21 protein-coding genes and 1 pseudogene are annotated in these 21,227 nt (G+C 63.5%); 9 read left to right on the top strand and 13 right to left on the bottom strand.

Annotated features, from left to right (window positions below; all coding sequences use genetic code 11):
- Window positions 1–8 precede the first annotated feature (8 nt).
- The 3 genes from F6X40_RS15780 (at window position 9) to F6X40_RS15770 (ending at window position 2,906) form a co-directional block, all read left to right on the top strand.
- A complete protein-coding gene (locus F6X40_RS15780) occupies window positions 9–617 on the top strand; it encodes a DUF938 domain-containing protein (RefSeq protein ID WP_187628456.1) in 609 nt (202 codons plus the stop codon).
- A 267-nt stretch (window positions 618–884) separates the two neighbouring features.
- On the top strand, window positions 885–2,294 hold the full coding sequence (gndA, locus tag F6X40_RS15775) for an NADP-dependent phosphogluconate dehydrogenase (protein WP_184037125.1): 1,410 nt from the start codon (window positions 885–887) through the stop codon (window positions 2,292–2,294).
- Window positions 2,295–2,570: 276 nt separating this feature from the next.
- Window positions 2,571–2,906 carry a DUF4148 domain-containing protein gene (locus F6X40_RS15770; RefSeq protein WP_187628455.1) on the top strand — a complete coding sequence of 112 codons (336 nt, stop codon included), beginning with the start codon at window positions 2,571–2,573 and terminating at the stop codon, window positions 2,904–2,906.
- 154 nt (window positions 2,907–3,060) lie between these two features.
- Here F6X40_RS15770 and F6X40_RS15765 read toward each other — a convergent pair whose 3' ends face one another.
- Window positions 3,061–3,381 carry a hypothetical protein gene (locus F6X40_RS15765; RefSeq protein ID WP_184037119.1) on the bottom strand — a complete coding sequence of 107 codons (321 nt, stop codon included), beginning with the start codon at window positions 3,379–3,381 and terminating at the stop codon, window positions 3,061–3,063.
- A 230-nt stretch (window positions 3,382–3,611) separates the two neighbouring features.
- Here F6X40_RS15765 and F6X40_RS15760 point away from each other — a divergent pair, with 230 nt between their 5' ends.
- The 3 genes from F6X40_RS15760 (at window position 3,612) to ltaE (ending at window position 6,085) form a co-directional block, all read left to right on the top strand.
- Window positions 3,612–3,923 (top strand): cupin domain-containing protein, encoded by a 312-nt coding sequence (locus F6X40_RS15760; RefSeq protein ID WP_184037116.1) that lies wholly within the window; start codon window positions 3,612–3,614, stop codon window positions 3,921–3,923.
- Between the two features lie 164 nt (window positions 3,924–4,087).
- The gene (locus F6X40_RS15755; RefSeq protein ID WP_187628454.1) at window positions 4,088–4,891 is read left to right on the top strand and encodes a peptidoglycan DD-metalloendopeptidase family protein; all 804 of its coding nucleotides are present in this window, start codon (window positions 4,088–4,090) and stop codon (window positions 4,889–4,891) included.
- A gap of 186 nt (window positions 4,892–5,077) precedes the next feature.
- Window positions 5,078–6,085, top strand: a complete 1,008-nt coding sequence (gene ltaE / locus F6X40_RS15750; protein WP_090809383.1) for a low-specificity L-threonine aldolase — start codon at window positions 5,078–5,080, stop codon at window positions 6,083–6,085.
- A 141-nt stretch (window positions 6,086–6,226) separates the two neighbouring features.
- Here the strand turns inward: ltaE and F6X40_RS15745 are convergent, their stop codons facing one another.
- Window positions 6,227–7,597 (bottom strand): MFS transporter, encoded by a 1,371-nt coding sequence (locus F6X40_RS15745; protein ID WP_184072591.1) that lies wholly within the window; start codon window positions 7,595–7,597, stop codon window positions 6,227–6,229.
- A gap of 775 nt (window positions 7,598–8,372) precedes the next feature.
- Here F6X40_RS15745 and F6X40_RS15740 point away from each other — a divergent pair.
- On the top strand, window positions 8,373–10,826 hold the full coding sequence (locus tag F6X40_RS15740) for a glycogen/starch/alpha-glucan phosphorylase (protein WP_187628453.1): 2,454 nt from the start codon (window positions 8,373–8,375) through the stop codon (window positions 10,824–10,826).
- 113 nt (window positions 10,827–10,939) lie between these two features.
- Here F6X40_RS15740 and F6X40_RS15735 read toward each other — a convergent pair whose 3' ends face one another.
- The 8 genes and pseudogenes from F6X40_RS15735 to F6X40_RS15700 all read right to left on the bottom strand — a co-directional run bounded on the left by F6X40_RS15735 (window position 10,940) and on the right by F6X40_RS15700 (window position 16,595).
- Window positions 10,940–11,329: a DUF6232 family protein gene (locus F6X40_RS15735; RefSeq protein WP_184072498.1), complete on the bottom strand. Its 390-nt coding sequence runs from the start codon at window positions 11,327–11,329 to the stop codon at window positions 10,940–10,942.
- Window positions 11,330–11,446: 117 nt separating this feature from the next.
- Window positions 11,447–11,706: pseudogene (locus F6X40_RS15730) on the bottom strand (class I SAM-dependent methyltransferase); the annotation flags it as partial.
- Between the two features lie 108 nt (window positions 11,707–11,814).
- Window positions 11,815–12,414: a lactate utilization protein C gene (locus tag F6X40_RS15725; RefSeq protein ID WP_187628452.1), complete on the bottom strand. Its 600-nt coding sequence runs from the start codon at window positions 12,412–12,414 to the stop codon at window positions 11,815–11,817.
- Window positions 12,411–13,784, bottom strand: a complete 1,374-nt coding sequence (locus tag F6X40_RS15720) for a lactate utilization protein B (RefSeq protein WP_187628451.1) — start codon at window positions 13,782–13,784, stop codon at window positions 12,411–12,413. The genes F6X40_RS15725 and F6X40_RS15720 overlap by 4 nt, the downstream gene beginning before the upstream one ends.
- Window positions 13,781–14,524: a (Fe-S)-binding protein gene (locus tag F6X40_RS15715; RefSeq protein ID WP_184072466.1), complete on the bottom strand. Its 744-nt coding sequence runs from the start codon at window positions 14,522–14,524 to the stop codon at window positions 13,781–13,783. The genes F6X40_RS15720 and F6X40_RS15715 overlap by 4 nt, the downstream gene beginning before the upstream one ends.
- A 38-nt stretch (window positions 14,525–14,562) precedes the next feature.
- Window positions 14,563–15,552 carry a cytochrome d ubiquinol oxidase subunit II gene (gene cydB / locus F6X40_RS15710; RefSeq protein ID WP_187628450.1) on the bottom strand — a complete coding sequence of 330 codons (990 nt, stop codon included), beginning with the start codon at window positions 15,550–15,552 and terminating at the stop codon, window positions 14,563–14,565.
- Between the two features lie 14 nt (window positions 15,553–15,566).
- On the bottom strand, window positions 15,567–15,962 hold the full coding sequence (locus tag F6X40_RS15705; protein WP_262421464.1) for a cytochrome ubiquinol oxidase subunit I: 396 nt from the start codon (window positions 15,960–15,962) through the stop codon (window positions 15,567–15,569).
- A 204-nt stretch (window positions 15,963–16,166) separates the two neighbouring features.
- A complete protein-coding gene (locus tag F6X40_RS15700) occupies window positions 16,167–16,595 on the bottom strand; it encodes a hypothetical protein (RefSeq protein ID WP_187628449.1) in 429 nt (142 codons plus the stop codon).
- 559 nt (window positions 16,596–17,154) lie between these two features.
- On the opposite strand from F6X40_RS15700, the gene F6X40_RS15695 reads away from it, so the two are divergent.
- Window positions 17,155–17,628 carry a response regulator gene (locus F6X40_RS15695; RefSeq protein WP_262421463.1) on the top strand — a complete coding sequence of 158 codons (474 nt, stop codon included), beginning with the start codon at window positions 17,155–17,157 and terminating at the stop codon, window positions 17,626–17,628.
- Window positions 17,629–17,723: 95 nt separating this feature from the next.
- Here the strand turns inward: F6X40_RS15695 and F6X40_RS15690 are convergent, their stop codons facing one another.
- Window positions 17,724–18,395 carry a response regulator transcription factor gene (locus tag F6X40_RS15690; protein ID WP_187628448.1) on the bottom strand — a complete coding sequence of 224 codons (672 nt, stop codon included), beginning with the start codon at window positions 18,393–18,395 and terminating at the stop codon, window positions 17,724–17,726.
- Between the two features lie 562 nt (window positions 18,396–18,957).
- Between F6X40_RS15690 and F6X40_RS15685 the strand changes: the two genes are divergently transcribed.
- Complete coding sequence (locus F6X40_RS15685) at window positions 18,958–19,344, top strand: DUF3331 domain-containing protein (RefSeq protein WP_187628447.1); 387 nt, start codon at window positions 18,958–18,960, stop codon at window positions 19,342–19,344.
- Between the two features lie 139 nt (window positions 19,345–19,483).
- Here the strand turns inward: F6X40_RS15685 and F6X40_RS43525 are convergent, their stop codons facing one another.
- Both F6X40_RS43525 and F6X40_RS15670 read right to left on the bottom strand, forming a co-directional pair.
- The gene (locus F6X40_RS43525; RefSeq protein WP_410452418.1) at window positions 19,484–19,876 is read right to left on the bottom strand and encodes a PAS domain S-box protein; all 393 of its coding nucleotides are present in this window, start codon (window positions 19,874–19,876) and stop codon (window positions 19,484–19,486) included.
- A 426-nt stretch (window positions 19,877–20,302) separates the two neighbouring features.
- Window positions 20,303–20,728, bottom strand: coding sequence for a hypothetical protein (locus tag F6X40_RS15670; protein WP_187628445.1), 426 nt, complete (start codon window positions 20,726–20,728; stop codon window positions 20,303–20,305).
- Between the last annotated feature and the right edge of the window lie 499 nt (window positions 20,729–21,227).

Below are 21,227 nucleotides of genomic sequence, written 5' to 3'. Positions count from 1 at the left end.
AGCCGACCATGACCGACTCCCGGCAACATTCGCCATCCGCCGAACGCAATCGCGAACCGATCCTCGCCGTGCTGCGCGAGGCCCTGCCGGCGAGCGGCCGCGTGCTCGAAATCGCGAGCGGCACCGGTGAGCACGCGATCTGCTTCGCCGGCGCGCTGCCCGGTCTCGACTGGCAGCCGAGCGATGCCGATGAGGAGGCGCGCGAGTCGATTGCGGCGTGGACCGCGCACGCGGGGCTCGCGAACGTGCGCGCGCCGCTTGCGCTCGACGTGCATCAGCCGGACTGGGGCGTCGATGCGCTCGACGCCGTCGTCTGCATCAACATGATCCACATCTCGCCGTGGAGCGCGGCGCAGGCACTTTGCGACGGCGCGGGGCGGCGCCTCGTCGACGGCGGCGTGCTCTATCTATACGGTCCTTACCGGCGCGGCGGCGCGCACACGGCGCCGAGCAACGCAGCGTTCGATCAATGGTTGAAGAGCCGCGATCCCGAATGGGGCGTGCGCGATATGGAAGCGGTCGTCGCGCTCGGCGACACGGCGGGGCTCACCTGCGAACGGGTGGTCGCGATGCCCGCGAACAACTTCAGCCTGGTGTTCACGAAGCGGGCAGGGTAGCGGGTGCACCGACGGGCCGGGCATTCGTCCACGCCTTGCGCCAAACCTCGGTCCGATCCCAAACCGAACCCGCCGCGCAAACGCCGACGCGCGCACAATACCTGTCGTCACGCGCAAACATGAGCACGACATGAGCACGAGCAACTGGCGTGCTTGCCCCCTCCCAAGCGGCAAGCGCGCATTTCTTTTATCCTTTTACCCTCGACGCCGCGCCGCCGTTCTGATGGCGCGGCGCCACGACATTTTTTTGGACTCTGGAGAATTCAAATGGGCAAACAGGCAATCGGCGTGGTGGGGCTGGCGGTCATGGGCCGCAATCTGGCGCTCAACATCGAGAGCCGCGGCCACGCGGTGTCGGTCTACAACCGTAGCCGCGCGAAAACCGACGAACTCATCGCCGAATTTCCGGACCGCAAACTGGTGCCGGCTTTCACGCTGGAAGAGTTCGTCGACTCGCTCGAAAAGCCGCGCCGCATTCTGATGATGGTCAAGGCCGGCGAGCCGACCGACGCGACCATTGCCTCGCTCAAGCCGCTGCTCGAAAAAGGCGACATCCTGATCGACGGCGGCAACACGCCTTTCACCGACACGATCCGCCGCAACCAGGAACTCGCGAAGGCGGGTCTGCATTTCATCGGCACCGGCGTGTCGGGCGGCGAGGAAGGCGCGCTGAAAGGCCCGTCGATCATGCCGGGCGGTCCGCGCGACGCGTACGACCTCGTCGCGCCGATCCTCACCGAGATCGCCGCGAAGGCGCCGGACGGCGAGCCGTGCGTCGCGTACATGGGACCGGACGGCGCGGGCCACTTCGTGAAGATGGTGCACAACGGCATCGAGTACGGCGACATGCAGCTGATCGCCGAAAGCTACGCGGTGTTGAAGCAGGTCGTCGGATTGTCGAACGAGGAACTCGGCAAGGTCTACACCGAGTGGAACCAGGGCGAGCTCGACAGCTATCTGATCGAAATCACGTCGAAGATCTTCGGCAAGAAGGACGACGAAACCGGCAAGGACCTCGTCGACGTGATTCTCGACCGTGCCGCGCAGAAGGGCACCGGCAAGTGGACCAGCCAGAACGCGCTCGACCTCGGCGCGCCGTTGCCGCTGATCACCGAGGCGGTGTTCGCGCGCGTGCTGTCGTCGCTGAAGACGCAGCGCGTGGCCGCGAGCAAGGTGCTGGAAGGTCCGCAGGCGAGGCCGCTCGAAGGCGCGAAGGACGCGTTCATCGAATCGGTGCGTCGCGCGTTGTACTTCAGCAAGGTGATCTCGTACGCGCAGGGCTTCGCGCAGTTGCGCGCCGCGTCGGAAGAGTACAACTGGGATCTCGACTACGGGACGATCGCGAAGATTTTCCGCGCGGGCTGCATCATCCGCGCGCGCTTCCTGCAGAAGATCACCGACGCCTATTCGAAGGACAAGGCGCTCGCGAACCTGCTGCTCGACCCGTACTTCCGCGACATCGCGAAGAACTACCAGGCGGCGCTGCGCGAAGTCGTGGTGGCCGCGGTCAACGCGGGTGTGCCGGTGCCGGCATTCGCGTCGGCGATCGCGTATTTCGACGCCTACCGCTCGGAGCGTCTGCCCGCGAACCTCGTGCAAGCGCAGCGCGACTTCTTCGGCGCGCATACGTTCGAACGCATCGACAAGCCGGGCAGCTTCCACGCGCAGTGGAGCTGAGCGGTTGAAAAAACGGCCCGGCGCGCCATGGTGACAGGGCGCGCGGGGCCGTTGCTCCGTTTGGATCGGCAAGGAAACGCCGCATTATTACCAAATGTCTTGCGGGTTAAACGCGGACTCAAAGAATGCCCAAATGATTATTGCGACGGCAGCAATAGAGTTTCACTGGTTTAAGGGTTTGCCCTAGATCGAGACACCTCTAAACTTGTTTTCAATCGCTGAGGGATAAGCAGAAACCCGAAGCGCACCACACAACAAGTCCTTTGGAGGTTAATCATGAAGACCCTGATTTCCGCTGTTGCTATCGCCGCCGCCCTCGTTGTTCCGGTCGCGTCGTTCGCTCAAGCGAGTCAGCCGGCGACCCGTGCTCAGGTTCGCGCTGAACTGATTCAACTCGAAAAGGCCGGCTACAACCCGAGCGCCAGCGACGTGAACTACCCGGCCGACATCCAGGCAGCGCAAGCACGCGTCGATGCGCAACGCGGCACGGCCATCGCGGCCAACTCCGCAGACACCAGCGGCTACGGCGCTCCGGCTGCCGGCACGTCGCAAGCTGGCCACGCTGTCATCCCGGCGAAGGCCAACCGTGACTCGGTGTACTTCGGCAACTGATCGCAGTAGAAGTCCGCAGATGTAGTGGGTAGTTGTAGTGCGCTGTAGACGCCGCTTCGTGGAATAGCGCGAACGCGGCGGGCAAGAAAAAACGCCATCCAGTTCGATCGGATGGCGTTTTGTCGTTTACGGCGCCGTGCTGCGACGGTTCCCGTCAATGCAGCGTTCGCTGCCGCCGGCCGATGTCATCGAACAGCGCGCGGCTCGGCTCCAGCGCGAGCAGCCACGATTCGTCGTAGTCGCTCAGGTTGTCGAGCGCCTCGCGCAGCCGTTCGAGCGCCACCGCAGGCAGCTCGACGCTCGCCTCGACCCCGCTCGACAGTCCCGCGATGCTCGCCAGTTGCACGAGCGCATCGGCGGCCTCGGCGACGTCGGCGGCGAAGATCAGATGCGTGTTCAGCAGTTCGACGAGGCCGGCAGACGCCGCCACATCGTCGACGTTGAGTTGCACGGCCAGAAAGGTGGCTTTGTTCATCCTCGATTCCTCCCAGAATCCCAACGTTGTCGTGAGCTGCTCCGCGCGGCTTGACTGAGTATAGGCGATGGTCGATCGCCTGCAATGATCGGACGGAACGACCGTGGCGGCTTGCTCGCCCAGACGCGCGGGCCACGCGACCTATAATAGGGCCAGCCGCGCGAGCACCGACGCCGTGGGCGCACGGCGTCGTCCGCCGGGCTTGCGCGCTTGCCAATTGCTCATCGACCATGAAGATCATCCGCAGCAGAAGCTTCACCGCGTCGCGTGCCTGGGGCGCGCTCGACATCGCGAACATGAACGGCGTCACCACGCGTCTGCATTGGACCGACCAGCCGTACAAGTGGCACGTGAACGACGGCGAGGAGGTATTCGCCGTGCTCGACGGCCGCGTCGAAATGCGCTATCGCGAAGACGGCGTCGAACGCACGACAGTGCTCGAAACCGGCGACGTGTTCCATGCGTCGGTCGGCACCGAGCATGTCGCGCATCCGCTCGGCGCGGCACGCGTGCTCGTCGTCGAAAAGCAGGGCAGCGTCTGAAGAACACGGCAGTTTGACGGCGCGCGCTAGCGCGGCCCGCGTGTGGCGGTCGCGCACAATATCCAGGCGGCAGCGGACAGCCGTGACCGTGTGCAAGCGTGACGGCACGGCAATTGCTACGGCGTCGATTGAATTGGATTGAGACACACGTCGAGGAAAATCAGATGACACGACAATGGCAACCGACGGCGATCCGCCTGCTGATGGCGGCGGCGCTCGGCGTGGCGATCGCCGGCTGCACGACGATGCCGTGGGAAAGCACGCCGTTCTACAGCAACGCGCCGTCGAGCACGACCAGCCTCGCGACCGTCCCGGTGCCCGCCGGCTACTATCGCGTCAATCCGGGCGATACGCTGTCCGGCATCGCTTCGGCCTATGGGCGAAGGCCGCAGGAAATCGCGGCCTGGAACGGCTTGCCGGTCAACGCGGCGGTCGCGCCCGGCCAGGTGCTGCGCGTTTCACCGCCGATGGCCTCGGGCAGCGTGGTCACGCCGCCGGTCGCGGTGGCGCCGGGTGCGCCAGCCGCGCCGGGCGCGACGGCGAACGTGCCGCCGGGCGCCGTACCCGGTGCGCCGGCCCCTGCCGCCGTGCCACAGCAGGGCGTGCTGCAATGGCCATTGCGCGGACCGATCCTGCGCGCGTTCGCGCCGGGCAAATCCAACGGCATCGTGATCGGCGGCCAACCCGGTGATCCGGTCAAGGCCGCGGCGACCGGCCGCGTGGTTTACGCGGGCACCGGCATCGAAGCCTACGGCCCGCTCATCATCATCAAGCACAACGATTCGCTGATCACCGCGTACGGCCAGAACAGCCAGCTACTCGTCAAGGAAGGCGATGCGGTGGCGCAAGGGCAGACGATCGGCGAGGTCGGTGTCGATAGCCGCGGCGTCGCGTCGATCCAGTTCGAAGTGCGCGAGAACGGCCAGCCGGTCGATCCGCTCCAGTGGTTGCCGAAGCCTGGCGGCTGAGCGTCCCCGTCGCGACTGTTGGCTCATCGCAGCCGGATCGGCGCGCTTCTCGGGGATGCGCCGATTTTCAGCGTCGTCTGAATTGAATACACTGTATGGCTCGTTTGCCGGCGCGCGCGTTCCTTCCGGAATGCACGGGCGGCCGGTTGCCGTAGGCTGTCATTCATGGACGCACAGGGACACACAATGATCGATTTACGCAGCGATACCGTTACCCGTCCGACTCCGCCGATGCTCGCGGCGATGTCGGCGGCCGAAGTCGGCGACGACGTGTGGGGCGACGACCCCACCGTCCTGCGTCTGCAGGCCACGCTGGCCGAGCGCACCGGCAAGGAAGCGGGGCTGTTCTTCCCGAGCGGCACGCAAAGCAACCTCGCCGCGTTGATGGCGCACTGCGCGCGCGGCGACGAATACATCGTCGGCCAGCTCGCGCACACCTATAAATACGAGGGCGGCGGCGCGGCCGTGCTCGGCAGCATCCAGCCCCAACCGCTCGAAAACGCCGCCGACGGCTCGATCCCGCTCGACAAGATCGCCGCCGCAATCAAGCCGATCGACGATCACTTCGCGCGCACGCGGTTGCTCGCGCTGGAAAACACGATCGGCGGCAAGGTGCTGCCGGCGCAGTACGTCGCCGATGCGACGCGGCTCGCGCGCGAGCGCGGCCTCGCGACCCACCTCGACGGCGCGCGCGTGTTCAACGCGGCGGTCGCGGCGGGCAAGCCGGTCGCGGCGCTCGCCGAGCCGTTCGATTCGGTGTCGATCTGTTTTTCGAAGGGACTGGGCGCGCCGGTCGGCTCGGTGCTGGTCGGCAGCCGCGCGCTGATCGACGTCGCGCATCGCTGGCGCAAGGTGCTCGGCGGCGGCATGCGCCAGGCTGGCGTGCTCGCGGCGGCGTGCCTGTACGCGCTCGATCACAACGTCGAGCGGCTCGCCGACGACCACGCAAATGCCGCGCATCTGGCGGCGGGGCTGGAGACGATCGAGCAGGTGAAGGTGCAGTCGGTCGCGACGAACATGGTGTTCGCGCAGTTTCCGCAGCAGCATTGCGCGCCGCTCGAGGCGTGGCTCAAGGAGCGCGGCATCCTCACGCAGATGCTGTATGCGTCGCGCTTCGTCACGCACATGGATGTGTCGCGCGACGATATCGACACGTTCATTGCCGCGGTGAAGGGGTATTTCGCGGCACGTTGATCGCGCCGCATGGGTCGTAAGCGAGGCGGCTCGCGTGGTTGCCGCCTCGTCTTCCCGCACTGGCTCCAACTCGTGCGCGCTCGTTCGAGGCGCGCTTCATTCAGGCTTCATCCCCGCCTCACGCGCCGTCCGGCGCATATCTCACTTGACCGCCGCCTTCGCCTGCACGCCCGCGCGATGCGACGGCGCGAGCAGCCGCAAGCCGCTCGCCAGGCTGGCCGCGCCGGCGAAGAACGCGCCGAGGCCGAGCGCGAGCGTCGGCCCATGCTGGCGGCCGGCAATGCCGAAGCAGAGCGCGACCAGCGCCGCGCCGGTCGCCTGTCCGAGCAGCCGCGCGGTCGCCACGATGCCGCTCGCGCCGCCGCTGCGCTCCGGCGGCGCGCTCGCCATCAGCGCCTTCAGGTTCGGCGACTGGAAAAAGCCGAAACCCGCGCCGCAGATCGCCATACGGATGCCGATGTCGAGCACGTGCGGATGGGCGGGCAGCATCGCCAGCGAGGCCATCCCCGCCGACAGCACCGCGAGCCCGATCGCGCCGAGCAGCCCCGGCGGGTAGCGGTCCGACAGGCCGCCCGCGAGCGGCGCGGCGAGCGCGACCACGACGGGCCACGGCGTCATCAGGAAGCCGGTTTCGACCTGGCTGCGCAGCAGCACGTCCTCGAAATAGAACGGCAGCGACACGAACGCGAGGCCCTGCGCGGCGAACGAGCACACGGCCGTCACCGCCGACAGCGCGAACACCGGCCGCTTGAACAGATCGACAGGCAGCATCGGCGCGGGGTGGCCCGCCTCGCGGCGGATCAGCAGCAGCCCGAACACGCCGGCGAGCGCCGCGGCGCTGAGCACGATCTGCAGCGACGCGCGTTGCGCCGCCTCGCCGAGCGCGAAGATCAGCGCGGCGAACGTGACCACGTTGAGCAGCGCCGCCACCGGATCGAGCGGGTGCCGGCTCTGCGCGGTATGCGGCAGCGCCGGCATCGCGAAGCTCAGCGCGAGTACGCCGAGCGGCACGTTGACCGCGAACAGCCACGGCCAGGTCGCGACCGACAGAATCAACGACGCCACCGTCGGCCCGACCGCGAACGACACGCCGACGATCAGCGCATTGGTGCCAAGCCCGCGACCGAGCCGATGCGGCGGGTACAGATAGCGGATCAGCGCGGTGTTGACGCTCATGATCGCGCTGGCGCCCAAGCCCTGCACGATGCGCGCGGCGGCGAGCAGCGGCAGCGTCGGCGCCATCGCGCAGCCGAGCGAACTCAGCGTGAACAGCGCGATGCCGCCGATATAGATGCGCCGATGTCCGACGATATCGCCGAGCGCGGCGAGCGGCAGCAGCGTCGCGACCATCGCGAGCTGATATGCGTTGATGATCCAGACCGACGCGGCCGGCGCCGCGTGCAGGTCGCCGGCGATCGCGGGCAGCGCGGTGTTGGCGATCGCGGTATCCAGCGTGGCGAGCGCGACGGCGAGCATGATCGCGGCCATCGCGCGGCGGTTGGCGGCCGACATCGGGCCGTCGGCGGGGAGAGTCGGCGTGGGGACGCCGACGGCGGGGTTGAGCTTATCGGACAAGGTGTGGCTCGTGGGGTTGGGCATGCCGGTGTCGGTCGCTTCCGGAGAGGCGACGCGCTCGGGCGGCGGTTTCGTCGTGGGTGAGGTGCGCGCTGTCGGTCCACGGGGGATCGGCGTGGCGGCTTGTGCGGCGCAACGTCGCGATTGTTGCAGAGACGGCACGATCGTGCAGGGAGGCGGGCAGGGACCGGGAGGCGGCTAGAAGATGAGGCGCTTTGATCTCAATGAAACGCAACTAACCGCCAATCCCGCCGCCATCTCCGAATCGGTACACGCCCCGCGTCAAATCCAACACACATACGACAAAACCGCCCGGCAGAACGGGCCGCCCGATTCGATCACAAAATCAGGCTATTCGGGGCTTCATCCGCTCGTCACGCATCGGAAAAATAATCGATGTGCGGCTCGCAGATGCTTCGGGCGTATGCCTTCCCAACCCGCTTTCGTGACCCGACTCACGCGCGCCGATGCCCACCCCGAGTGCCGCTGCCACGCGGTTTGCACCGCGTCGGGGCGCCCGCCGCGGCTCGGTCGCGCGGCAGCGGGCGAGTTCGCCGGGCACGCCGTATGCGCCTCCGTCCGCTCGCGCGCCAGTATGCGCGATCCCTAAAATGTCCTACTCTGTTTTTTTAAACCGCTCCGACAGGCACGCGCCTCCCGTCCGTCTCCCGTGCGGTTCGCGTTTGCCATGTTGACCTTCCCGGAGGCTTCGATGACAGCCGTCGATCTGGAATTCGACCAGCTCAACAGTACCGTCGACGCGCTACGGCGCTCAATTTCGAATCGCATGATGTACGGCGTCGGCAAGGACGCTGTCACCGCTCACCCGCACGACTGGCTGCACGCGGCCGCGCTGGCCGTGCGCGACCGGCTCGTCGCACGCTGGATGAAGACCACCCGCCTGCAATACGAGCAGGACGTGAAGCGGGTCTACTACCTGTCGATGGAGTTTCTGATCGGCAGGACCTTTACCAACGCGCTACTCGCGCTCGGCATTCACGATCAGATGAAAGAGGCGCTCGCGAGCCTCGGCGTCGACATGGACGCGCTGATCGATCTCGAACCCGACGCAGCGCTCGGCAACGGCGGTCTCGGCCGGCTCGCGGCGTGCTTTCTCGACTCGATGGCGACGCTCGGCATTCCGGGCTTCGGCTACGGCATCCGTTACCAGTACGGCATGTTTCGTCAGGAAATCGTCAACGGCGAGCAGGTCGAGGCGCCCGACTATTGGCTGCGCGCCGGCAACCCATGGGAATTTCCGCGACCCGAAATCAAGTACATGGTGCACTTCGGCGGCCGCACCGTGCAGCGTGGCGACAAGACCGAATGGATCGACACCGAGCATGTGAACGCGACCGCGTACGACACCGTGATCCCCGGCTACGCGACCGACGCGACCAACACGCTGCGCCTATGGTCCGCGCGCGCGACCGAGGAACTCGACCTCGGCGCATTCAATCGTGGCGACTACCGCAACGCGGTCGACACCAAGAACATGTCGGAGAACGTGTCGCGGCTGCTCTATCCGGACGATTCGACGCCGGCCGGCCGCGAGTTGCGGCTGCGCCAGGAGTACTTCTTCGTGTCGGCGACGATGCAGGATCTGATCCGCCGCTATCAGCGCACGCACAGCACGTTCGGACGCTTCTCGGAGAAGGTCGCGGTGCATCTGAACGACACGCACCCGGTGCTCGCGATTCCCGAGCTGATGCGCCTGCTCGTCGACGAGCATCATGTGCCGTGGGACAAGGCGTGGAAACACTTGACGCAGATCTTCTCGTACACGAATCACACGCTGATGCCCGAGGCGCTCGAAACATGGGATGTCGAAATGTTGTCACGCCTGCTGCCGCGGCATCTCGAGATCATCTTCGAAATCAACGCGCAGTTTCTGAAGCACGTCAGCGAGCACTCGGGCCACGACGCCGAGATGATCCGCCGCATTTCGCTCGTCGACGAATATGGGCAGCGGCGCGTGCGCATGGCGTATCTGGCGATTGTCGCGAGTCACAAGGTGAACGGCGTGTCGAAGCTGCATTCGCAGCTGATGACGCGCGACATCTTCGCCGACTTCGCGCGCATCTATCCGGACCGCTTCACCAACGTGACCAACGGCATCACGCCGCGCCGCTGGCTCGCGCAGGCGAGTCCGTCGCTGTCGTCGCTGATCGACGCGCGCATCGGCACACACTGGCGCAGCAATCTGTTCGAGCTCGAGCAGCTGCGTAATCTGCGCAAGGACGACGAGTTCGTCGAAGCGTTCCGCGAGGCCAAACGACAGAGCAAGCTGCGGCTCGTGCACCGGCTCGCGCATCACACGAAGCTGCACTTCGATCCGGACGCGCTGTTCGATCTGCAGGTCAAGCGCATTCACGAATACAAGCGCCAGTTGCTGAACTTGCTGCACGTGATCGTACGCTACAACGAGATTCGCGCGAATCCGGAGCGCGACTGGGTGCCGCGCGTCGTGCTGTTCGCGGGCAAAGCCGCGTCCGCGTACCGGATGGCCAAGACGATCATCAAGCTGATCGGCGACGTCAGCGAGAAGGTCAATCATGATCCGCTGATCGGCGACAGGCTGAAGGTCGTGTTCGTGCCGAACTACGGCGTCAGCGTGGCCGAGCTGATCATTCCGGCGGCCGATCTGTCGGAGCAGATCTCGATGGCCGGCACCGAGGCGTCGGGCACCGGCAACATGAAGCTCGCGCTCAATGGCGCATTGACGATCGGCACGATGGACGGCGCGAACATCGAGATCTGCGACGCGGTGGGGCGCGAGAACATCTTCATCTTCGGTCACTCCGCCGACGAGGTGGACGACTTGCGCGCAAGCGGCTATCGGCCGCGGCAGATTTACGAGGAAAACGAAGCACTGCGCACCGCGCTCGATCAGATTCGCACGGGCTTCTTTTCGCCGGACGATCCGCTGCGCTTCTCGGATATCTTTCACACGCTGGTCGACTGGGGCGATCACTATATGGTGCTCGCCGATTTCGACGCGTTCGCGAAGGCGCAGAACGAAGTGGATGCGCGTTTCGTCGACAAGCACGCGTGGGCCGAAAGCGCGATCGAGAACGTCGCGGGGATGGGGCAGTTCTCGTCGGATCGAACGATCGGCGAGTATGCGCGCAATATCTGGCGCGTGAGTCCGCTCAGTCTCGACTGAGCGCGAGATGACGGCAACGTAGTCGTTGCTTGCGGGCAAGCAGATCGAAAGCCGTGCGAGGCTGGTGCTGATCCGTCGCGCACGGCTTCGTCATGTTCGATCGTCGCCCCGCGTCAAGCCTTCGGCGCGGCAGCCGCGGCCTTCGCCCGATGCACTGCCTCGCCGACGCGTTCGACGAACTCGCGATCCGTACTCATCAGCGCTTCGCGCTCGCCGTCGGCCGTCTTGACCATCAGCCGATGCGTGATGTCCTGGGTCACCCAGGTAAGCCAACCGACCACGATCAGCATCACCCCGCATACGAGTCCCGACGCCGAGTGGAGCACGCCCCCGACGATTGCGCCGATCAGCCCGGCCACCGAGATCACGAGCGGCACGACCTTGTTCTTCTGCACGGTCACGACCTGCACGTCGACGATATCGCGCAGCGGGAAGACCTGACCTGCGGATGAGAGGGCGTTGCGCGTGACCGACACGCCGCGATCGTTGAAAGGGCTTTCCATCGTTTCAATGCGAGGGTGGTGAAGCGCGCAGCGTAGCAGACTTCCTTCAAATTCCTAAAGTTACGGACTTTTCTATCCCCTCTCAGGCCCGTGTTGCAAGGGAGAGCGATTCCAATGGGCTTCGTCCGCGCGCGCCTCGAAATTTTCCGCCCAAAGATCCAGCGTGTGCGCATAGTGACGGCGCAGGCTTTCGACGTCAACCGCTTCGAGCCCGCCGCGCTGCATCGCTTCGAGCCCGAGGCCGACGTGGGCAACTCGCCGTCCGGGAACACATAGCGGTCGATAAACTCGCCCCCGCCGAGCGCGGTTTCGCCGCTATCCGAATCGCTCGACGTGATGCCGTGGTTCATCGCAATGCCGTCGTCCACCAGCAACTGAGGCCGGCCTTGAAGGCCTCGGACAGGGCAGGCGATGCCGTCCATGGCCCAGGAACCGTATCATCGCGTTGCGGCTGGCGGCTAAACCGTTCGTGGAGGTCTCCGGCCCTAGCGCGCGGTAGCCGGCCTCGCGACCGGTATGACCGTCAGCGACCGGATACCCTGCGCACCGCGAACCAGTACGCCCTCGATGTCCGCGGTCGCCGACGGGCCGCTCATCAGCACCGCGTAGTTGGCCTCGAAGAACTCCTTGCGGTGATACGCCTGATGCAGATTGCCCACGATATCCGCGGGATCCAGCAACGCGATCAGATGCTGCGACAGGTAGCCGAGTGCATTGACGTTGTATTGCGCTTCGCTCAGCCAGATGGACCCTGTCTCGGCGACCGCAAATGCCGGGCGCACGATCCCGACATCCACGTCATTGAGCGCACGGGGATCGTCAACCAACGCGATGTCACGCGTGCCCGTGAACTCGGGCGTCGCTGAACAGAACACCGTGGCATCGCGGAAACGCGAGCGGACAAATTGCTCGAGGCTGGTATCCTCCGGCAGTAGGCACCAGACGCCGCCAAGCCGGTCGAGCGATTTGCGGAAGCTCTTCACCACCGGTGGCAATGCGCTATCGAACATCGGCACCTCCGGCAAGCAGCGTGGCACGGGTGAGACCTCGCGCAAACGGGACAAAATCATATTGCGGCTGCTCATTTACTGCTCCTCTTGAGATACCAATCGCGAAATGTTTCCTTGGGCGCATCAGGCACCTCACGGTGCCTGCCCCACGCATTAAGCGGGTTGTAGAGCACGGCGCGCGGCAACACGGAAACGGCCGTCCCGGCTGTCTTGACGGCCGCCCGGTACAGCGCCGGGTGCGACAGCACCTGGCCGGCCACCTTCATGGCCTCCTGCTTGACGAACGGAAGCTCGTGCTGCTCGGCGACGATCTGCCGCCACTTGTAGATCTGCTCGTGTATGTTGATCCTGACGGGGCACACGCTCGTGCAGCTGCCGTTCATCGTCGAGGCAAAGGGCAACGAGCTGTACTTCTTCAGGTTGAAAGTCGGATTGATGATCGCGCCGATCGGACCCGAATAGACACCGCCATAGCTCAGGCCGCTGCTGCGCCGGTAGACAGGGCATGTGTTCATGCACGCTCCGCAGCGGATGCACTTGAGCGAATACCAGAAGTCGTCCATGCCGAGCCGTTCTGAACGGCCGTTGTCGACCAGCACGAAATGCATTTCGCTATCCTTGCGTGGACCGCGAAAGTGCGACGTGTACTGGGTGATCGGCGAGCCGATGGCGTTGCGCGAGAGCATGCGGATAAAGACGCCGAGATGTTCGAGCTTCGGAATCAGCTTCTCGATGCCGATCGACGCTATATGCAGCGGCGGCACGTTCGCGCTCAGGTCTGCGGTGCCCTCGTTGGTACAGACGGTAATGCCGCCCGTTTCCGCAACCGCGAAGTTGCAGCCGGTCATGCCCGCATCGGCGTTGAGGATAAGCGGACGCGTGGCTTTTCTCTGCGCTTCGGCAAGCTTAGGGATGTTGCTCTCGTTCGGGTCGGTGCCAATCTTCTCCGAGAAGATCTTCGCTACGTCCGTGGCGAGCTTGTGCACGGCCGGGACCACGATATGCGAGGGAAGCTCGTCATCGAACTGCTGGATTTGTTCACCCAGATCCGTTTCCACGACGGTGATGCCGCGCTCCTCAAGGTACGGGCGCATCTCGCACTCTTCGGTCAGCATCGACTTGCTCTTGACGAGCAGCCTCGCGTGACGCTGACTCAGGATCTCGTAGACGATGCGGTTGTGCTCTTCGGCATCTTTGGCCCAGTGCACAGTCACGCCGTTGGCCGTCGCATTACGCTCGAACTGCTCCAGATAGTCCGCGAGGTGCGTGAGCGTATGCTCCTTGATCCCCGAGGCGAGCGAGCGCAACTCCTCCCACTCGGCGATGCCATGCACCTCTGCGTCGCGTCCGGTGCGCAGCTCCCACAGGCGTTTGTCGTGGAACTGGATGTGCTTTTCGTCAGCGATGAACTTCTCCGAAAAGCCGACATGGTCAACACCTGTCATGCTTGTGCTCCATTGAGAATCTGCGCGATATGGATGAACTTCAGGCCCAGCTCGAGACGGTCCGAGCAACCTTTCTGGTGCATGAGGCACGACGAATCGGCCGACACGATGTACTCGGCGCCATTGCGCTTGTGATCGCGGACCTTGTCGGCGCCCATGCGCGCCGACACCGGCTCCTCCGACACGCAGAACGTGCCGCCGAACCCGCAGCACTCGTCGGGACGGTCAGGCTGGATGAACTCGATGCCCCTGACACCCCTGAGCAGGGTCAATGGCTTCGAGAAAAACGGCTCATCGATCTCTGACATCTTCGCGGTGCGCAGCGAACGCAGCGTGCCGCAACTGTTGTGCAGGCCGACCTTGTGCGGAAATTCGGCCCACGGGAACTCTCGTACCTGCAGCACGTCGTGCAGGAACTCCACCAGTTCGTAGGTGTTGGACCGCACTGCCAGCGCATCGGGCGTCTGGTCTGCCGCGCTCAAATGGTCACGCACGTGGTGCACGCAACTGCCGCTGGGCGCGACGATGTAGTCGTAGCCGGCGAAGTTGCGCACGAAGAGGTTTTCGGTGGCGACGGCTTCCTTCTCGCAGCCGCTGTTGCCCATCGGCTGCCCGCAGCACGTCTGATCCAGTGGATAGTCGACGTCGCAGCCGAGGCGTTCCAGCAATTGCAGTGTCGCAATGCCCACATCAGGAAAGAACGCGTCAATGAAACAGGGAATGAAGAGTGCGACTTTCATGGTCAGCCCTTGAACAAGTTGAGTGGGGAGCGGGCACGTCAGTGATAGGCCTGGTCTTTCGAGACCTCGCCCCGGAACACCGAATTCGCGACACACGTGTACAGCACGATGAGCGGTAGCACGAAGAGCCCTGCGCCCCAGAACATGAATGCCTGCGACGCCGGCGGCGCAGCGGCATCAGACAACGTGACCTGAAAAGGAATGATGTAGGGCAGGTAGGACCCCACCAAAGCGAGAAGCAGCAGTACGAAGCTTGCTGCTGTGTAAAGATAAGGAAGCTTCGGTGAGCCATCCCGCGCAGCCCAACCCGCCGCACAGAAAGCCAGCAATGCGAGTACTGGCAAGAAGAAAAGCACCGGGTGAGCAAACCACCGTGCGCGCACACCGCCGTGCATTACAAGCGTCAGCACGACCACCGAAGTGGCCGCGACGATAACAAGCGGCATGAGCCGACGCGCCGCAGCGCGGCCGAACTCCTGCAACGTGCGGTCACCCTTGAGCACGAGCCAACCCGCGCCGAGCGTGGCATATCCAAGGCTGAGCGCCACACCGCACCACAACGGGAACGCATCGCACCACTCCAAACCACTGCCTGTGTATCGCAGGTTCATAACAGGAATACCCTGAGCGTACGTTCCGACAGAGACGCCCTGCATGAACGCCGCAAGTAGCGAACCCGCAAACAGCATCACATCCCAGACCCATCGCGATCGTTCTGCTTTGTGACTGAACTCGATCGCCACGCCGCGCATGATCAGGCCAGTGAGCATGCCGGCCAGAGGACCATACAGCGCCGGTAGCATGATGGAATACACGGCTGGAAACGCGCCGAACAGGGTCGTGCCGGCAATAACGAGCCACGTCCCATTGCCGTCCCATACCGGCGCGATGGACGCGAGCATCTGGTCTCTCAACGCCCGTTTTTTTGCGAACCCGCTCAATACGCCGACCCCGAGATCGAAGCCGTCAAGTGAGACATAGGCGACAAGCGCGAAGATGAATGCTAGTAACCAGAGCCATTCAAGCATGATTGTTCCCCTAGTCAGAAGCCGATCACCTCACCTGTCGTCACACCGCTCATCACGATCCGAAGGATGTAGTAGATGCCGAAGCAGAAGATAAACCCGTAGACCGCAACATAAAGCGTCAGCGTCGCAGCTGCAAAGTGCGCGGAGAGGCCGGGCGTCAATGCGTTCGCGGTACGCAGAACGCCCCATACGGCCCACGGTTGCCGGCCAACCTCAGCAGTAAACCAGCCTGCCAGGATCTCAATGAAGCCAAGCGGGAAACTCCAGGCTACCGGCCAAAGAAGCCATCGCCGCTTCTGCAGCCTGCGACCTGGCGCCGCGGCGGTACCGATCCACGGTGGGTGGAGGACTGCTTGAACAGATGAACAGCAGTTTCCGTCGCAACATGGCAAAGACAGGCGGCCGGACATGCGGCACGACGATCTCCGAACCATGTGCAGCTAGTGAGATCAGACAGCCGGAGAGAAAACAGATAAGCAGTTACTGGATGCAGACTCGACACAGGTCGACCGTTCTCCGGTAAACGTTGCGGTTAAGCCAAGGGACAAACGTATATTCGTCATATGCGTTTGCGCCGATGTAGATCCAGTGGTGTAAGGAGTTGGCCATGGCAGTCACCTTGGCATGAAGTCTGGCGAAAAGTGTTGTCTACGCTTGGGATGCGCGGTGACAGCACGGATAGTGGGGCACGCGTGATTACCGGTGCGGTGGCCGCGGCCATGGCTTCTCTCCGCGGACACAAAGGCGCAGGTGAGAAAGAGCGCTTTTGTTGCGCAGCCGATGAAAGACACGGCCGGTTGGAGCAGCGAGTCGTTGAACTGGAGGGCAATCGTCGGTGCGACCGCCAGTATGCTCATCGCGCAGAGAAAGCAGAAAAAGGGACGTGCGATTCGTGCTTCGAGTACGACCGCGAGCCCGGACACGGTCACGATCAACCGTGTGCCTATCGTCGTGGCGAGCGCGGTGTCGCCGTCTGTCATTGCGAAGTCCAGAGCTGTCTCGATCAGTGCCCACCAGCAGACGACGAGCGCTGCAATGATCACCGCGCGCCCGGTCGGCTGACTGCAGGCGCTCGCGTGCGGTTCCGCCTGCGGAGAAAAGCGATGACCTGTATGTTTGCTGAGCATGGTTCAACCTTCGCGCGGGCATGCTGAGACGAGAATGCGCGTTCGAAAGCAATTTGCGAATTGCTGTCGACGCGTGAACAGCTTGCGACGCATTGCTTCCGACAGACGGGACGGGGGACCTGTCATAACTTCGAAGTAGTCACTGTTCCAGCCGCACCGCCTATGGTTGCCAAGATAGGACGAAGATTGGTATCGAATCCATTCTCCGAATGTTTCGACTTCTGCCAACCGTTGTTTGCCGCAGCTATACGCCGGTATTGCTCGCGCTACCGGCGGTCTCGAGGAGAGGTGCCGCAGGTGCAGGGTTCTTTCCCAGTCGCTACAGACGTGGGGTGGCGTCATACGGCCCGATGGCATGTCCACGACATGACTGCTTGTTGGTCAGCAACGGTGGCGTTTCGGGATTGAGGACGACGCGGGCCGCCCGGCATAGGGCGGCTACAACCTCGAACGGACATGGGCAGCGTTTCGAGCGATGGCGCGCACCACAAGCCGCAATGTCGTGCCGAGCTTCGGGCTATACATTCCGGAAGGGATAGCGGAACATACGCCGGTACATGGACAGGTCGATGCTTGCCCTCACGAAGTCCATCCAGACAGCAGCTGCCGACTCCCGTCTTTTGGGACGGTCTGGATCATCGACGACGATGAATCGTCGCGCCTCGCAATCGAAAGCCTTGTGCAGTCGATTGGCTATTCGACGCAGGTTTTTCCGCTGGCGACCGACTACCTGGCGGCGCGCACCTCTCACCTGCGCACTCAGAACGGAGTTCTGATTTCCGACATCCGCATGCCCGGGATGTCGGGCCTGGAGTTGCTCGATCGTCTTGTCGCGCTGGGCGCGGCGCCGCCGACAATCTTTGTGAGCGCGTTCCCCAGCGACGGTTGCATTTGCGGGGGCAGGCGAGCCTGGCTGTCGCGCTCCTCGACAAACCGGTGGACGCGGTAGCCTTGAAGCGCGAGCTCGCCAATATCCGCATCTGAATGGTGACGCGCAAGGCCGGAGCTGTGCCGAACTCTTCTGTCACGGTCTCCAGATAGCGCTCAGGGGCGCGGACCTCCCTGCTGGGGGCCGATGTCGAGTGCGGCGGCCTTGAACACGAGGTCCGCGAGTGAGTGCGCGCCCATCTTCTTCATCAACTGACCGCGATGTATCTTGACGGTGATTTCGCTTACGTTGAGCTGGACGGCAATCTGCTTGTTCAGCATTCCGCTGACGACTAGCGCCAGGATGTCGCGCTCGCGCGGCGTGAGCGACTGATAGGCCTCGCGTAGAACATTCAGGCGGAGTTCCTTTTCGAGGCGCTGCGCGTCTTTCGATATTGCCTCGGAGATCGCGTCGAGCATGTCCTGATCGCGGAAAGGCTTCGGGAAAAAATGGAACGCGCCGGCTTTCATTGCACGCACCGACATTTCCATGTCCCCGTGACCGGTCATAAAAAGCACCGGCATATGTAATGCCTCGCGCGCCATCGACTGCTGGAAGGCCAGCCCGCTCTCGCCTTTCAGCCTGACATCGAGGATGAGACAGCTAGGACCGCCGGGTTTGCGAAACTCCAGGAATTCGCGGACGGAACCGAACGGCTCGACGCAATACCCCCCTGATTCCAGCAAGTCACGCAACGCCAGACGCATGGACTCTTCGTCGTCCACAACGAAAACTGTGGAGCCGGGGATTCCGCTCGTGGACGGCGGCGCATGCCCATCGGTAGCCATAACAAATTCCTTGAAGAGCGCGCCCAAAGGTTCAGACACTTCGCTTGCCCGATCGGGACGCGTCGCGGCCGATCCAGGCAACGAGACGCCAGGAAGTATGACACGGCATATCCCCAGGTATGAGGTGAATGTCCAAACGCAGCTTTGCAGCCGCCTGCGGGCATCCGTATGCTGGAATCGACGTCGGAAGAGTCGCACGAGCGGTTGAGCATAAAAACCGGACTGGCTTGCAACATATGGAGAGAAATATGTCGTTCGCATCGCAAGAGTGCTTCAGACCATATCTCTATGCCCGCGGCCAGGCGCGGCCCGCACGGCCCGACCTGGCGCGCGCAATGGCGCGCAGCAGACGATGCAGAACAACCTTCGCGCCTGGCCGATGCATGCTTGGCATCACGAAGGCCGCGGCCAGCCGCTGTTACCGACTGACGAGACGCGGACTGTGAATGGTGGATAAGTCGCCAGCATGCCCGTCGCGGGAGGAGAACGGCGCGCTGCCCTTCGCCGCGTCCCAAAGTCCAGAAGCAATGCTAACCCGATCGCTTTCGCAAGGAGTTTCGACATGCTGGCAAACGCAAACGTGATGGATCCGTGGGAGCAGACCATCTGTCTGCTGGGGACGCCTTCGCGCCGGTTGGCCGCTGTGGAAGGGGCCGAGCAGCGCCGTCAGAAGGCGCACTGTGCCGATGGATGCTTTGCCGCCGCAGTGACGCTGATCGACCGGCCGACGTCGTCGACGGCCACGATTGCCTGGCGCGATGCGACGCGCGGCTGTTTCGGCGACCAGGCCTGGCGCATGGCGCGCGCCCGCATGCCGGGCTTCTGCGCGATGAGCGGGCAAGCGATCAATCCCGGCGACGCCGTCTACAAGCCGATCTCACGCCCAACGCCCATCAATGCGGAAGCGATGATCCTGGCCTGCGTGGTGCACGACGCGGCGACTCTCTGAACCGCGCACATCGTTTTTTGCCGCAGCGAACGATGCCTGCTGCAATTTTGGCCGCGCGGCGTGGATAGCGTGTCCGCGGCTTGCGTACGATGGATTCGGCAGTAGAAGTGTTTGGGGGAAACCCTTGACCGCGTGGGGGTCAAGCCATATGCGCGATCGACGCCGTCAACTCGCCCAGGACGAGCACCGGATTCATTCGAACCAGGTCGGACCGCGCCTGCTCCAGCGCGTCCTCGAGCCGTACGCGCTCGGTGATGTCATTGTTGGTCTCGAGGACCATGGAAGCGCGCCCGGCCGCATCCCGCTGCAAAGTGAGACGGCAACTCACGATGCGCGGGGCGCCGTCGGCGCGACGCCTGGCGAACTGGCCTTCCCAGCTATCGTGCTGATGAAGCCGGTCAACGATCTGCTCGAGCGGTACGACGAATTGCGTGTTGAGCAATGTGTGCACGACCTTGCCTATGGCCGCTGCCCGGTCGAAGCCGTACAGTGCTTCGGCGCCACGGCTCCAGTAGAGGACCTTCCCGCTCATGTCCCACGTAAAGAAAGCATCGCGCGTCAGTTCGAGCAGGTTGGCCTGATATCGGTGCCGCTGTTCTGTGCGAAGGCTGCGGATAGTGAGGCGTTCCCGCTCGGCGCGCAGCCGGTCGATCCGTCGATTACTACGCATGAGATCTTTGATCCTGGAAAGCTTGCCGAGGCGTGCCTGTTGCTGCGCGCTCGTATCATGCAAAGTAAACTGGAGGCGCGCAAGATCACCCTGTCGATGCTTGCAGCCGCACAGGAAGCCAAGTTACCGTTCGGCAGTTGAACTTGCCGGTCGGCGAGCTTCTCGGCATCGTGTAGATCTCAGGCGTGCCATAACAGTGCGGCGACTCGTGGGCGACATGCGTCTACACCCGACACCGCCAGTGCATTCGATATGGAGCCGTCCTGTCCGGCCTTGCAGTCGCTGATATCAAGCAGCGCGCTGCAAGCTCTGCGCCGACAGTCCGAACTGCCTTGCTATCGAATGCAAGCGGTCGTTCCACTCCCAAATGCCAAAGATGTCATGCACGTTCTGCAGGCAACTCAGGAGCTCGACCGTCTCGCGGCAAGAGATGTTCACCCTGGCTCGCAGCAGTGCACGCTTTAGTGCGGCAACGCCGGCGTCCATGTAGGCGGGAATCTGCGTGGCTTCGGCTAGAACGAAGCGAACAGGTATCCCCTCCATCGACGTCCGGTAGTCGCTCAGGCGCACGAGCGCACCAACCGGGCAGCCGCCGCATTGGCCGCGGTAAGCGCCGCCACCGCGCGGCAGCAGTGACGCGCGACTCTGACTGATAAGGTGCACGATGGCCAGATCAAAAATCTGCTGGTGAGTAAGATATGTCCGCGACATCATTCGCTCCGACGAATATGACTGTGTGCGCAACACGACTCACGGACTGCGCGCCGTAGCGGGTGCGCACCGCTTGGACGCATCGCTTCCGAATAGAGCAGGGCCGTTCAAGACTTTAGGCAAACGAGGCTTCGGAGCAGCGCCGTCCATGCTTGCCAGGATAGGAGAAAAGTTGGTATCAAATCCATTCTTCGAGCGTTTGAACTTGTGCCCACAGTTGTTTGCCGGAGGCATACGTCGGTATTGGCCCACAACCTCAAGCGCGTCATGAATATACCTGGGTTGCCAGGACGATGAAGGCCATGAGAATGGTTGGAAGCTGAGGCGCTCAGGAGTCTTTTTGCGGCTCACGACGTTAAAAACACAGATCAGGCGGCGTGATATTCAGCGTCCACCCCGAAGCGTTCTCCCTCAGCAAGGTCTTGCACGCTTTCCCCCAGGAATAAGAAGTCTTCAACCGCGGCTGCAATCGTAGGTGCGCGTTACAGGAACGCCAGAATTG

Source organism: Paraburkholderia sp. UCT31, from assembly GCF_014397655.1.
GTDB classification, from domain to species: domain Bacteria; phylum Pseudomonadota; class Gammaproteobacteria; order Burkholderiales; family Burkholderiaceae; genus Paraburkholderia; species Paraburkholderia tuberum.
This window is presented reverse-complemented; position numbering and strand designations above follow the sequence as displayed.

Bases quoted from the DNA above. Each gene is read 5' to 3' on its own strand.
- F6X40_RS15690 (WP_187628448.1), bottom strand. From the start codon at position 18,395: ATGGCTACCGATGGGCATGCGCCGCCGTCCACGAGCGGAATCCCCGGC.
- F6X40_RS15715 (WP_184072466.1), bottom strand. From the start codon at position 14,524: ATGAAAGTCGCACTCTTCATTCCCTGTTTCATTGACGCGTTCTTTCCT.
- F6X40_RS15670 (WP_187628445.1), bottom strand. From the start codon at position 20,728: ATGATGTCGCGGACATATCTTACTCACCAGCAGATTTTTGATCTGGCC.
- F6X40_RS15695 (WP_262421463.1), top strand. From the start codon at position 17,155: ATGGCGCGCACCACAAGCCGCAATGTCGTGCCGAGCTTCGGGCTATAC.
- F6X40_RS15770 (WP_187628455.1), top strand. From the start codon at position 2,571: ATGAAGACCCTGATTTCCGCTGTTGCTATCGCCGCCGCCCTCGTTGTT.
- F6X40_RS15765 (WP_184037119.1), bottom strand. From the start codon at position 3,381: ATGAACAAAGCCACCTTTCTGGCCGTGCAACTCAACGTCGACGATGTG.
- F6X40_RS15720 (WP_187628451.1), bottom strand. From the start codon at position 13,784: ATGACAGGTGTTGACCATGTCGGCTTTTCGGAGAAGTTCATCGCTGAC.
- F6X40_RS43525 (WP_410452418.1), bottom strand. From the start codon at position 19,876: ATGAGCGGGAAGGTCCTCTACTGGAGCCGTGGCGCCGAAGCACTGTAC.
- F6X40_RS15735 (WP_184072498.1), bottom strand. From the start codon at position 11,329: ATGGAAAGCCCTTTCAACGATCGCGGCGTGTCGGTCACGCGCAACGCC.
- F6X40_RS15745 (WP_184072591.1), bottom strand. From the start codon at position 7,597: ATGTCGGCCGCCAACCGCCGCGCGATGGCCGCGATCATGCTCGCCGTC.
- gndA (WP_184037125.1), top strand. From the start codon at position 885: ATGGGCAAACAGGCAATCGGCGTGGTGGGGCTGGCGGTCATGGGCCGC.
- ltaE (WP_090809383.1), top strand. From the start codon at position 5,078: ATGATCGATTTACGCAGCGATACCGTTACCCGTCCGACTCCGCCGATG.
- F6X40_RS15755 (WP_187628454.1), top strand. From the start codon at position 4,088: ATGACACGACAATGGCAACCGACGGCGATCCGCCTGCTGATGGCGGCG.
- F6X40_RS15725 (WP_187628452.1), bottom strand. From the start codon at position 12,414: ATGAGCAGCCGCAATATGATTTTGTCCCGTTTGCGCGAGGTCTCACCC.
- F6X40_RS15760 (WP_184037116.1), top strand. From the start codon at position 3,612: ATGAAGATCATCCGCAGCAGAAGCTTCACCGCGTCGCGTGCCTGGGGC.
- cydB (WP_187628450.1), bottom strand. From the start codon at position 15,552: ATGCTTGAATGGCTCTGGTTACTAGCATTCATCTTCGCGCTTGTCGCC.
- F6X40_RS15780 (WP_187628456.1), top strand. From the start codon at position 9: ATGACCGACTCCCGGCAACATTCGCCATCCGCCGAACGCAATCGCGAA.
- F6X40_RS15685 (WP_187628447.1), top strand. From the start codon at position 18,958: ATGCTGGCAAACGCAAACGTGATGGATCCGTGGGAGCAGACCATCTGT.
- F6X40_RS15705 (WP_262421464.1), bottom strand. From the start codon at position 15,962: ATGTCCGGCCGCCTGTCTTTGCCATGTTGCGACGGAAACTGCTGTTCA.
- F6X40_RS15740 (WP_187628453.1), top strand. From the start codon at position 8,373: ATGACAGCCGTCGATCTGGAATTCGACCAGCTCAACAGTACCGTCGAC.